General features: G+C 29.2%; 13 protein-coding genes. 1 reads left to right on the top strand and 12 read right to left on the bottom strand.

The features are described 5' to 3' along the window. Nucleotides 1–10: 10 nt before the first annotated feature. From ACFIJ5_RS02170 to ACFIJ5_RS02155, 4 genes are read right to left on the bottom strand one after another with little or no spacing between them, the layout of a single operon-like run. The gene (locus ACFIJ5_RS02170) at nt 11–1468 is read right to left on the bottom strand and encodes a methylaspartate mutase subunit E (protein WP_379803249.1); all 1458 of its coding nucleotides are present in this window, start codon (nt 1466–1468) and stop codon (nt 11–13) included. 19 nt (nt 1469–1487) lie between these two features. Then, nucleotides 1488–2882 (bottom strand): methylaspartate mutase accessory protein GlmL, encoded by a 1395-nt coding sequence (gene glmL / locus ACFIJ5_RS02165; protein ID WP_379803247.1) that lies wholly within the window; start codon nt 2880–2882, stop codon nt 1488–1490. Nucleotides 2883–2929: 47 nt separating this feature from the next. Continuing rightward, nucleotides 2930–3340 (bottom strand): methylaspartate mutase subunit S, encoded by a 411-nt coding sequence (gene glmS, locus ACFIJ5_RS02160; protein ID WP_379803245.1) that lies wholly within the window; start codon nt 3338–3340, stop codon nt 2930–2932. A gap of 21 nt (nt 3341–3361) precedes the next feature. Continuing rightward, on the bottom strand, nt 3362–4294 hold the full coding sequence (locus ACFIJ5_RS02155) for a GntR family transcriptional regulator (protein WP_379809506.1): 933 nt from the start codon (nt 4292–4294) through the stop codon (nt 3362–3364). Between the two features lie 238 nt (nt 4295–4532). On the opposite strand from ACFIJ5_RS02155, the gene ACFIJ5_RS02150 reads away from it, so the two are divergent. Then, entirely contained in the window at nt 4533–5306 is a 774-nt protein-coding gene (locus ACFIJ5_RS02150; RefSeq protein ID WP_379803243.1) for a DUF3048 C-terminal domain-containing protein, read from the top strand. A 524-nt stretch (nt 5307–5830) separates the two neighbouring features. On the opposite strand, the gene cwlD is transcribed toward ACFIJ5_RS02150, so the two are convergent. The 8 genes from cwlD to ACFIJ5_RS02110 all read right to left on the bottom strand — a co-directional run bounded on the left by cwlD (nt 5831) and on the right by ACFIJ5_RS02110 (nt 13058). Beyond that, nucleotides 5831–6505 carry an N-acetylmuramoyl-L-alanine amidase CwlD gene (gene cwlD, locus ACFIJ5_RS02145; RefSeq protein ID WP_379809504.1) on the bottom strand — a complete coding sequence of 225 codons (675 nt, stop codon included), beginning with the start codon at nt 6503–6505 and terminating at the stop codon, nt 5831–5833. A 173-nt stretch (nt 6506–6678) separates the two neighbouring features. Next, complete coding sequence (locus ACFIJ5_RS02140) at nt 6679–8301, bottom strand: Na/Pi cotransporter family protein (RefSeq protein WP_379803241.1); 1623 nt, start codon at nt 8299–8301, stop codon at nt 6679–6681. 531 nt (nt 8302–8832) lie between these two features. Next, nucleotides 8833–9225 (bottom strand): 30S ribosomal protein S9, encoded by a 393-nt coding sequence (gene rpsI / locus ACFIJ5_RS02135; protein WP_379803239.1) that lies wholly within the window; start codon nt 9223–9225, stop codon nt 8833–8835. 24 nt (nt 9226–9249) lie between these two features. Continuing rightward, entirely contained in the window at nt 9250–9684 is a 435-nt protein-coding gene (gene rplM, locus ACFIJ5_RS02130) for a 50S ribosomal protein L13 (RefSeq protein ID WP_379803237.1), read from the bottom strand. Nucleotides 9685–9831: 147 nt separating this feature from the next. Then, entirely contained in the window at nt 9832–10566 is a 735-nt protein-coding gene (gene truA / locus ACFIJ5_RS02125) for a tRNA pseudouridine(38-40) synthase TruA (RefSeq protein WP_379803234.1), read from the bottom strand. Continuing rightward, a complete protein-coding gene (locus tag ACFIJ5_RS02120; RefSeq protein ID WP_379803232.1) occupies nt 10566–11369 on the bottom strand; it encodes an energy-coupling factor transporter transmembrane component T family protein in 804 nt (267 codons plus the stop codon). Before ACFIJ5_RS02120 ends, truA begins: the two co-directional genes overlap by 1 nt. Then, nucleotides 11362–12225 (bottom strand): energy-coupling factor transporter ATPase, encoded by an 864-nt coding sequence (locus tag ACFIJ5_RS02115; protein WP_379803229.1) that lies wholly within the window; start codon nt 12223–12225, stop codon nt 11362–11364. Before ACFIJ5_RS02115 ends, ACFIJ5_RS02120 begins: the two co-directional genes overlap by 8 nt. Beyond that, nucleotides 12210–13058, bottom strand: coding sequence for an energy-coupling factor transporter ATPase (locus tag ACFIJ5_RS02110; protein ID WP_379803226.1), 849 nt, complete (start codon nt 13056–13058; stop codon nt 12210–12212). The genes ACFIJ5_RS02115 and ACFIJ5_RS02110 overlap by 16 nt, the downstream gene beginning before the upstream one ends. Nucleotides 13059–13117: the final 59 nt, after the last annotated feature.

Below are 13117 nucleotides of genomic sequence, written 5' to 3'. Positions count from 1 at the left end.
CTACATCATCTTATTTTTTATTAGGTCTTCCTACAAGTACGCCTCTACTTACAGCGAAAATATCATCAACTGTCATCTTAAAGCTTACAGGTCTTCCTTCGTATTTAGCTCTTGCTTCTAATTTTCTTCTATTTATCTCTTTAATATCTTCTGTAAATGGTAAATTACCATAACTTAAATATCTTACAGCACCATTATTATCTCTAGCAGGCATCATTTTTCCTTTATTATATTTACTTGGAGCAAATGGTATATCAACTACACCTACATCAAATGCTTTTACAGCTCCTACAGCTAAGTCTCCATTACCTAATTCAAATGTCTTTTCCATCATACATTTTGTTTCTGCTTTTATTAATTCTATCTCTGCTTTTAATTCTTTTGACATTGGTAATCTTTGACCTTTTAATAAATTCAATGCCATTTTTGTAGCTCTTATACCTTGAGCATTAGCTTCTTTTGTTGGAACTCCAATTGCTTCATGTGGTGTTTTAACTATTACTTTAGTTGCCCCTGCAAGTGCTGCTGTTGCTGCTCCTGTAGATATAACACCAAATGCTTTAGCTTCATCTTGTGGAAATCCACCCATCCATTGATGGAATACTGTTGTTATATATACATCTTTATATCCATATTTGTTCATATATTCTTGAACTTGTTCTTCTAAAGCTCTAATTGCTGCAACGTCTTGAACTAAGTTACCACATTGTCCATATCCAACTGTTATATTTTTAACTCCTTGTTCTGCTGCAAGTAGTGCTTCTATAATAGCTACTGTATTTGAAGTACTTGGAGGTACTAATGTTCCTGTTAATGGACCAAACGGTTCCCTATTAATTGATATTCCTTGTTCTTCATAAAAACCAACTAGTCTATCACAATACTGCCAATCTCTTATAGATCTATCTATTGGAACATTCTTAGCATATGGAATATTATAAGATATTCCACCACCTTCATTTGAAGTCCATCCACCAGCATGAATTATTTCTGCTAATAACCTAGAATCTGGTGTACCATGTCTTGCTTCAACTGGTAAATTTACAGATTCTAATACCCTTCTACATCCTCTAACACCATGATTAACTCCTGGGAAACCATTTAATAGTGATCTTCCTGCTTTTCTACTTTCTTTTATTCCAACTTCACATTCATCATATCTATTTTGTCTTGTATAACTATCTATTGTTGATGGAAGTAAATCTGCTCCTCCTTCATCTTGAAGATGTTTTAGTAGTATTACATGTTGATCTATTAATGCAACACCTGCTCTTGGTTGTGCAAGTGTAATCCCTTGCTCTTTAGCTTTATTCATCTTTATTGCAAAATTCTTATGTTCTGGTACTTTTTTCAAATAATCAATAGCTTCTTGTAAATTTACTTCTTTACCTGTTGGCCACTGATTTAATACCTCTTTTCTCATTTCAAAAAATTTTTCTTCTGTCCATTTTTTATTTTTAATTTGCATGCTTTACTCCCCCCACATATTATACTTCTACTAAATATTTTTTCATTATTCGAACTGCCATATCCGGATTCTCTTCAGCTAACAGTCCCATTGCAGATAATATATATGTCTTATCTAATAAAAATTTTGGATTCTTAGGTTTCAATGATTGAGGATTTTCCATACTAAATGCTCCTGCTTTTAAAATTCCACCAGGATTTTTACTATGTACAAGTATTCCTCCTGTACCTATAACATATTTAGTTTCCATTAGATCTTTACCAATCTGTGTAAAAATTACACCACATGGACTATAAACACTTTCTACAATTCCTACATGTCTTTCCATTGCCATATTAGTAGCAACTTTTCCCATAGCCTCATCAAATTTTATTTCATCTTCTGTTTTAGGAACCATTCTTATATTTTCAGCTCTTAATTTACAATTACCTTCAACATCAATTTTTCTATCCTTATCATTTAAATATTTTCTTATCTTTCTAGTACCTGATGCTTCCCAAAGTGATATTGCTGAATATCTCATTCCTAAGTCACCTTCTACAGTCCTCTTTGCAAAAGGCTCTTCTAATCCTTTCATTGTTACACCTGGTTTACTTGGAGTTCCTTCAGCTATAGAATGTACATCTGTTGTTGCACCTCCTATATCAATAACTACCAAATCTCCTATTCCCTCTTCTTCATCACTACCTTCACTTAAAGCCCTAGCAGCTTTAAGTACAGCTGCAGGTGTGGGCATTAATATACCACTTATATAATTTTCTGCATTACTTAATCCCTTAGCTTCAACTATCCTTTTCATAAATATTTGTCTTATCTGTTCTCTTGAAGGTTCCACATTTAAAACGTTTAACTTAGGCATAACATTTTCAGTAATCCTATAATAAATTCCAGTTTCTTTAAATATTTGTTCTATTTCATCATTTGCTACTTTGTTTCCTGCAACTACGACTGGAAGCTTTATGCCACTTTTTGCAATCATTTTAGCATTATGTATTATACAGTCTTTATTTCCTCCATCAGTTCCTCCAGCTAGCAATACAATATCTAGTTTAGAATTTTTAATCTCTTCTATTTCCCTATTAGTTAACTCATAACTATATGCTTTTAAAACTCTAGCACCTGCACCAAGAGCAGCTCTTTTGGCTGCCTCAGCTGTAAGATCTGGTACTAAACCAATAGCCACCATTTTAAGTCCACCTGCTGCTGAAGAACAAGCAAGTTTTTTTATAAAGTTTACCTTTTTACCCTCTAAGTTTTCCATTAACTGCTCATATGCTTTATTAAATCCAATCATGATATCGTTTTCAATTGTGGTAATATCCTTTGCAGTGGCTAATATTTCTTCATTCTCTATATCAACTGCAGTTAACTTAGTATACGTACTTCCAAAATCCAAAAGTAAATATGCATCCACTTTTACCACTCCTATCATTTAACAGTATTCCTTAAAAGTTTTAAATATTAGTTAAGTAAATCTTTTTCGATATCTCCTATTGTAATCTCAATATCTGTTCCAGGTGGATATACTCTATTAAATCCCATGGCTTTAAATCTTTGTTCAACCTTATCCCAATCTTGTTTTCCAACTACTATATTTCCACCAACATATAACCTAATTCCATCTAAACCTGCTTCATCACATTTTTCTCTTAATCCTCTGCAATCGATTTCACCGTGTCCATAAAGTGAAGAAACTAATATAGCATCAGCACTAGTTTCTACAGCTGCATTTATGAAATCTTCTTGAGGTGATAAAACTCCTACATTTATTACATTAAATCCAGCCTCTGTTAAGGCATAATCAATAATTTTATTACCTACAGCATGACAATCTGATCCAATTACCCCAATAACAACTGTTTTCTTTTCCATTTTCCAAATGCCTCCCCTAAATTAAATATTTTTATTCTTAAATTCAATTATCTTTGATTTTAATGCTTTTACAGAATCATTATCTAAGTCATATAAAAATTCAATTATATCTTTATTATCTTTATTTAATTCTTTAATCTCTTTATATCTCCCTGGTGAAACTATCATTACATCACTTTTATCTATTAACTTAGCTAATTCTTCCTTATCCTTGCTGTTAGAATATTGTATATCTATGATATTCCCCAATCCTGCTCCTTCTAAAGCACCTTTTACTTTAAACATAAATTCTTCAGATATACATACAAATCCAAATTTTGTACCATCAGTATATCTAGCTATTTTAACAATAGTTTCTATATTAGGATTAATAGCAACTCCTAAAACTTCTTTTTTTGTATCCTTTATTAATTCAACTACTTCATTAACATGATTAAACGTAGCTATTATCACTTGAGTTTTTTCTAATTTTTCCTTAGTTTCTTTATCCATATTTTTTAAATCATTTAAAGTAATAGGAATAACATTCATATTACTTATTTTATTTAACTGTTGACTAAACATCCTAGCTTGTTCAATATTACATTCAACATATGAAGCGACTAATTTATTCATTATGTCTTTTTTCTCTTTTACTCTCTGAATTACTATTTCTAAAAAACTATCTGGATCTATTCCTATTTCTAATGCTTCTTCTAATCCCAAATCTACAAATTTAACTATTCTTTTTCTTATATTTTGGTCTTTCCATGATATTGCTTCTTCTGCTACAAAAGTTCCTTTTCCTTGATAGGATTTTAAAACTCCTTCTTGCTCTAATTCGTTATATGATGTACTTATAGTATTTCTACTAACCCTAAGCTTTTGTGCCAATTCCCTCTCAGTAGGCATTTTATATCCAACTTTTAAATGACCTTTTTTAATTAAGTCCATTATTTGATTTTTTACTTGTATATATAATGGTACTCCACTTTTTTTATCTATTTTAAGTTCTATGACTACCCCTCCCCAACTTTGGATTAATGGACTAATCCATTGACCACCTTTATAATATCATATGATATTATTTACAGCAATACAATTTATGAAATTTGTATAAAATTTTTACTATTTTTTTATTAGTAACTTATGCATATTTGACTTGTTCATTTACTATTTATTTAATATACCAATACTTTGAAAGGGCTAAAAAATGTATAAAAAAAAACATATTTTAAATACAATAACACTTATTCTATTTTCTATATTATGTATCTTGCTTGTATTTGTTTTCTATAAATTCATTAGTTTAAATAGACTTCCTAATATAGATATTAACATCTCTCCATTTACAGGTAAGCGCCTTCACAAGAAGGTTCCTCCTAAAAACTCAATACAGGTAATTTATAAATTAGATAATAAAACTTATGACATTGATGGTTTAAGTAACGCTGATATTATCTTTGAATATATAAACTCCAATAATAAAATTATCTACAAAGCACTCTTCTATGATAATATTTCAAATGAACTTGATAAATCTTCTCAAGTAAATGAAAATACTTTAAAAGATCTACCTAAATTTAACTTTGTTGATATTATAGATTTGAACAATAACTATAAAAAAAGTGCCAATTCTATATTTATATCCTTTGATGAATTTACATCTTCAAATTTTATATATAAAAACGGCCAATATTGTCATTACAGAAATACAAAAGAAGATGTAGACAAAAAGCTAAATAAACCAATACAGGTATCTAATGTTTTAGTCCAATTTTTAAAACCTGAAATGGATAGGGATAATCCTATTGGCTGCGGAGATGGACTGTTATTTTGTGGTGGAAGAGTTATTGATATTAAATGGAACAAAAAAGGTGATACTCCTATACAAATTACAGATAAAAAAGGAAAACCAATTTCTCTAATGCGAGGTAGTACCTGGTGGATACTAATAAATGAAAATTCCTCTGTTGCTTATAATTAATACTAACTCCTATATTTGTGTACTATTCTAAAACACACTAATCTCTTAAACAATTTAAACTTAGCTTCATATAGAGCAAAAACTCTACCTAAAGCTAAGTTTAAATTATAATAAAAAAATTATTATCAATACTAGTCAATCACTCACCACTTAAATCCTAATGGGTTTTAAAGTAAAAACTTGTAACTGAAACAATATTTTATATCTATCACTTTATAACAGTAACTACGATAGGTTAACTGATCTGGTATAACCCTTTTGTAATTGTTTCCTGTCTTTTTATATAAATAGCTCTTTTATTTTTAATATGCCTAATACTTATAATTTATCTCTACTGTTTACTTATACAACAGTAAATTCACACCTACATCAATACCAACTATATTTTTGATTTTAGTTTCATCAATCTCATGTATCTATTTTTTTAACTACAATATAAAGATAGAATTCACTTTTTTTATAAATTTAATTACCAGTACCTTAATTTCAAGTACCATAAGAATAATATTCATTTCATTAATTTTTTAATCTTCATTCAAATCACTTATTTTTTCTTGAAAATTAAAATATTCTTCTATAGATTTTGCTATAGATTTTGCTATATCATCCTGAAACTTAGAAGATTTTAATTTTTGTTCTTCTTGAGGATTTGTTAAAAATCCACATTCTATTAAAATAGATGGAATTTTATCGTAACATCTCAATACTTTATACAAATCTTTTGCAGGTTTACATTTTCTTGTATTACCATTATTTAAATGATCTATTAAATTTTTCTGAGTTATTTCTGCTAATTTTTTACTATCTATATTTTTTGAATACCATACCTGTGCCCCATAATATTTACTCTGTTGAAATTTATTTAAATGTATACTTATAAACATATCACATTTTGACGATTCTTTAAGCTTACATCTATTATTCAAATCTTCTACTTTTTTATTTCTAATACTTCCTTTATCTGAATATAAACCTTTATCCTCTTCTCGTGTCATAACTGTCTTATAACCTTTTTTATTAAGTTCATCTCTCAACTTTAGTGATATTTTCAAATTTATATGTTTTTCAACAGTACCATTTTTAGAAACTGCTCCTCCATCAATTCCTCCATGTCCAGGATCTATTAGTATAATTTTAGGTTCTACTTTTTTATCTACATTAATAACCTTTGATATTTTCACATTGATAACTAAAATCATTATAACTCCCAGCATAATCACAGATATAGCCGATATCAACTTTTTATTTTTAAACACCACTACACTCTCCTATTTTAATCATTTCATACTATTTATATAAATTTTTTCCAATAAAAATACCTAACATATAAAAATATGTTAGGTATTTTACAAAAATTTCTTTTCTAAAATCTTTATTTATATATATCTAAAGTATATTGAGCTATATTATTTGAATGATCTCCTATTCTCTCAAAATTACTTATTATATCTAGGAAAATAGCTCCTCCTGTTGCATTACAAACTTCTCTATTTAGTCTTTTTATATGCGAAGTTCTTAATTCTTTTTCCAACATGTCAATTTTTTCTTCTATCTCAAGCACTTTTTTTGCCTTCTTAATATCTCTATTCTTTATACTTTCAATACTAAAAGTTACTGCATTTAATATTTGCGTATACATTTGCTCTAATTCATCTTTAGCTTCTTGAGAAAACTTTATCCCTTTTTGTATTTTCTCACTTGACAAATCTGCAACATTTTCTGCATGATCACCTATACGTTCAACATCATTTACCAAATGAAACATTGATGTAACAATATTTAACTGGTGATCTGACAAATCAGCCTTAGATAGTTTAACAAGGAATCTAGTTATTTCACTTTCGAGTAAATTAATTAATTTTTCATTTTCATATACTTTATTTACTAATTTATTATCATCAGTCTTAAAAGCTTCCATAGATAATTGTAAATTTTCTTTTGATTTCCTACCCATCCTAAGAACTTCTTTTGTTGCTTGTCCAACAGCTATGACAGGTGTCTCTAATAATCTTTCATCTAAGTACTTAGGTCTCATTAATTCTTTTTCATCTTCTCCTGGAATTAATTTATTAACTAATATAACCAAATATTTGATGAAAGGTATCATAATTAATGTATTTGCTATATTAAATATGGTATGTGCATTTGCAATCTGTCTTTTTACAATTTCATGACCTGAAGGAGTCAACACTTTAACAAATGATGTCAACGGTCCTATAAAAGGAATAAATATTATTGTACCAAAAACATTAAAAAACAAATGAATAAGTGCAGCTTTCTTAGCTGTTTTTGATGTGCCCACACTAGATAATAATGCAGTAACACACGTACCAATGTTATTACCAAATAATATAGGTACAGCAACTTCCAAAGGTATTGAACCCGTAGATGCTAAAGCAATTAATATAGCAGTAGTGGCTGATGAACTTTGTACTACTGCAGTCATTATCATACCTGTTATAATACCTAAAAATATGTTTCCTTTCAACGTTGCCATAAGACTTATAAACCCTTGTGATTGAGCTATTGGAGCCATGGCATCTTTCATAAAATTCATACCTAAAAATAAAATACCAAAACCTAAAATAATATTTCCAATTTCTTTGCTTTTCTTACCCTCTGAAAATATAACAACCCCAGCACCAACAGCAATAAATAATGGAATTATACCATCTAGTTTAAAAGCTATTAATTGTGCTGTTATGGTTGTCCCTATATTAGCACCCATTATTACTGCAGCAGCTTGATATAAATTCATAAGTCCTGCATTAACAAAACCAACCACCATTACAGTTGTAGCACTACTACTTTGTATTACCGCTGTTACTAATGCTCCTGTAACAATTCCTTTAAATGGATTTGAAGTTATTTTTTCGAAAAATGTCTTGAGTTTTTCACCTGATGCGTTTTCAAGCCCATCTCCCATCATATTCATGCCATAAAGAAATAAACCTAATCCACCCAAGAGGCTGATTATCATATTGATAATATTCATAAGCTACCTCCAACTTAAAATTAATTAAAGTTATGAAAAACGTTTAAAATTTACACCGGATAAATTACATCCACGTAAAATAATACTATATAATTAAACATTTGTAACATATTATTAATTAATTTAACATAGATTTAACATTAGTATATATAACCATCTATTCAAGTTATTATATGGTATTTTACTTAATCACCTATTCAATTTACTATTAGATTTTATTTACTTATTGATATTTATTTTTACTATTATGAATTACTTATTGATTTACTATTATAATTTTATTTAATCAAGTTCAACTAAGCTTCAGATGGAGTTTATACTTCATCTGAAGCTTAGTTGAATTATCTAAAGATATAACATTACCACCCCTTATAAAACTCTATAAGACATCTTTAATTCCTCTTTCAGCATATCTAATTTGGTCATAATGTTGATCCCTGTTTGTGTAACACTCCCAAAACTTAAATTCAGATATAAAAAATTATAAAAAAAAAGAGGACAAACCTCTCTTTTTTGCAACCACATATGTAATTATCTCTTTGAGAATTGTGGTGCTCTTCTTGCTTTTTTAAGACCATATTTCTTTCTTTCTTTCATTCTTGGGTCTCTTGTTAAGAAACCAGCTTTTTTAAGTTCTTCTCTGAAACTTTCATCTGCTCTTAATAAAGCTCTAGATATACCATGTCTTATAGCTCCAGCTTGACCTGTAAATCCACCACCATTTACATTAACAATTACATCATATTTGTCTTTTGTTCCTGTTAATACTAATGGTTGATTAACTATAACCTTTAAAGTTTCTAATCCAAAGTAATCATCCATATCTCTTTTATTTATTACAACATTACCATCACCTGGTACAAGTCTAACTCTTGCAATTGATTTTTTTCTTCTTCCTGTTCCAATATATTGAACCTTAGCCATTTTACTTCCTCCTTCCGCTTCCTATTAGTATCTTAATTCTAATACTTCTGGTTTTTGTGCATCATGATCATGCTCAGTACCTTTATACACTTTTAATTTTTTAAGCATTTGACGTCCTAAAGGTCCTGTTGGAAGCATTCTTCTAACTGCTTCTTGGAAAACAAATTCTGGCTTTCTAGCTATTGCATCTTTGTATGACATTTCTTTTAATCCACCTGGATATAATGAGTGATGTCTTAACATTTTTTGTTCAAGTTTTTTACCAGTTAAAACAACTTTATCCGCATTTAAAATGATAACATAATCACCTGTATCAACATGTGGAGTATAAGTTGGTTTATGTTTTCCTCTTAAAATTGATGCTACTTGACTAGCAGCTCTACCTAATGGTTTTTCTGCTACATCTACTACATACCATTTTCTTTCAACCTCTTGTGGTTTAGCAATGTAAGATTTCATGTTTTTCCCTCCCTGAACTATAAGTTCTCTTTGTTGTATTTCGTTCTATTTAAAGATCCGGGGCTAGTGGATCTTATATGCAATACAAACATTATTTATTATAATACATTTAGCCTGGTGTGTCAATGTTTTAGAATATAATTAAAATTAATAAAAAACCTCTTCTAAACATAGTCCTGTTGCAGGAACTACTCTTCCTGCCTTTGTTCTATCTTTTAACTCAATTATCTCTTGAATATACTCAGGTTCAATTTTATTTATACCAACATCTAATAACGTTCCTACAATTATTCTAACCATGTTATATAAAAATCCATCCCCTGAAATACTAAATTGCAACATATCATTATTTTTAATTATATCTAACTTAAACACTTTTCTTATTGAAGTTTTTACAGAACTACCTTGACTCTTAAAAGCTGTAAAGTCATGCGTACCTACTATATATTTAGCAGCTTTTTTCATCTTATCTACATTTAATTGCTTAGGAAAATGATATATATAATTCCTATAGAGAGCAACAGGATATTCTCTATTAGAAACAGTATAAACATATCTTTTACCTTTACTACAATATCTAGCATGAAAATCTAAGGAAGTTTCTTGAGATTTAATTATTACTATATCATTTGGTAATTTAGAATTTATTGCATACTTAAACTTATTCCCAGGTACGCTACTACCAGTTAAGAAATTTGCAACAAATCCTTTTGCATGTACTCCTGAATCTGTCCTACTACACCCTACTACATCATTTTCCTCTTTTGTAATTTTGTTTATAGCATTTTCTAAAGTTTGTTGTATAGTTAAATCATTCTTTTGCTTTTGCCATCCACAATACCTAGTACCATCATATTCAATAGTTAACCGTATATTTTTCATTACCAAAATCTACTCCAAATAGAAACTGAAACTAATACAAAAGTAACTGCAGAAGCTACTGTGTCTCTATTAGTAAGTTTTAATTGTTTCATTCTAGTTCTTCCTTCTCCACCCCTATAGCATCTTGCTTCCATAGCCATAGCAAGTTCATCTGCTCTTCTAAATGAGCTTATAAATAACGGTACTAATAGTGGAATTAAATTTTTTGCCTTATCAATTATTCCTCCTGATTCAAAATCTGCGCCTCTAGCCATTTGAGCTTTCATTATTTTATCAGTCTCATCTATAAGTGTAGGTATAAATCTAAGGGCTATAGTCATCATCATTGCTAACTCATGAGCAGGCAATCCTATCTTCTTAAATGGATTTAAAAGTTTTTCTATTCCATCTGTTAGCTGAATGGGTGACGTAGTTAGAGTTAATAGTGATGTTCCAACTATTAAAAATACTAATCTTATAATCATAAATGCAGCTAATCGTAAACCTTCTTTATATATCTTCAAAAATTTCCAAGCAAATAAAGGTTCTCCTGTTCCTTTAGTCATAAATATATTTAAAATAGCCGTTATTAGCAATAAAATCAATATTGGCTTAAGGCTTTTATATATATACTTTGGAGATATTTTAGATATATATATTATTCCAAAAGTAAATGCTACTATAAAAACATATCCTTTAAAATTATTGACTAAAAACAAATCAATTATATAAATAAAAGATATTAATATCTTTACTCTAGGATCCAGTTTGTGCACAAAAGAATCACCTGGAATATATTGTCCTATTGTTATATCTTTAATCATCTCCTGCACCTCTTAACACTCTAAGAATTTCTTTTTTTGCTTGTTGAACTGTAAATATTTCATCTGATACATTAAAACCCTTTTGTTTAAGATTGCTCATTAAATATGTAACTTGAGGCACTGCAAGCCCTACTTTTTCTAAAGTATCTATCTGCTTAAATATATCCTTAGGCATCCCGTTTAAAATACATTTTCCCTTATGCATAACAACAATTCTCTCTGCAACTTTGGCTACATCTTCCATACTATGAGATACTAAAATTATAGTCATATTATACTGGTTATGCAATGTTACAATTTGATTTAATATATCGTCTCTTCCCTTTGGATCTAATCCTGCAGTTGGCTCATCTAATATTAAAACTTTAGGTTCCATTGCAACTACTCCTGCAATAGCAACTCTTCTTTTTTGACCTCCACTTAATTCAAAAGGAGATTTATCTTTGTATTTTTCATAATCTAAACCTACCATGTTCATTGCCTTAACTATCCTTTTACTTACTTCCTCTTTAGACAATCCTAGATTTTTAGGACCAAAAGAAATATCTTTTTCAATAGTTTCTTCAAATAATTGATATTCAGGATATTGAAATACAAGTCCAACTTTTTTTCTAATTTCATTTAACTTTATTTCCTTACTTGTTATGTCAAATCCATCAATAAATATTTTTCCACATGTTGGCTTTAGTAATCCATTCATGTGTTGTATTAATGTGGATTTTCCTGAACCTGTATGACCAATTAATGCTACAAATTCCCCATCATTTATTTCAAGTGAAACATCATCTAAAGCTTTTTTTTCAAAAGGAGTCTTAGGCATATATACATGTGTTAAGTTTTTTATTTTAATTGACATAATGCATTCACCATCTCATCTATTGTTAATATATCACAGTCAATGTTTATACCACTTTTCTTTAGCTCAAATGCTAATTCAGTAACTTGAGGAACATCTAATCCTACACTTTTCATCATATCCACATCACTAAATATTTGTATAGGAGTTCCTTCTTTTAATACCTTACCTTTATCCATAATCACTATTCTATCAGCTTCAACAGCTTCTTCCATATAATGTGTTATTAAAACAATAGTAATACCATATTTTTTATTGATATTTTTAATGGTTTGTATTACTTCTTTTCTTCCAGAAGGGTCAAGCATAGCTGTTGGTTCATCAAATATTATACAATCAGGACGCATTGCTAATATTCCAGCTATTGCAATTCTTTGTTTTTGACCTCCAGATAAAAGATGAGGAGCATGACTTCTATACTCATACATACCTACTTTTTTTAGTGACTCATCTACTCTTTTCCTTATCTCAATAGGATCAATTCCTAAATTTTCTGGTCCAAAAGCAACATCATCTTCTACAATAGTTGCTACAATCTGATTATCTGGATTTTGAAATACCATTCCTGCTTTATTTCTTATGTTCCAAACATTATTTTGTTCTGTAGTATCTAATCCTTCTACATACACCTTACCACTTGATGGTAATAAAAGAGCATTCATATGCTTAGCTAATGTAGATTTTCCTGAACCATTATGTCCTAAAACAACTACAAATTCGCCTTTTGATATCTCAAGATTAACTCCATCAATTGCTAGTTTTTTAACTTCATTTTCATTATTTTGTGAATATTCAAATGTCAAATCTTTGCACTTGATCATATTATCCTTCATACCTAATGGCTCTTTAATCTAGAGCTTACCTCACTTCCTCTATAATTTTACAATAATTA

This window comes from Haloimpatiens myeolchijeotgali (assembly GCF_042688525.2).
Classification (GTDB): Bacteria; Bacillota; Clostridia; order Clostridiales; family Clostridiaceae; genus Haloimpatiens.
The sequence above is the reverse complement of the archived record's forward strand: the minus strand, read 5'-3'. Positions and strand labels throughout refer to the sequence as shown.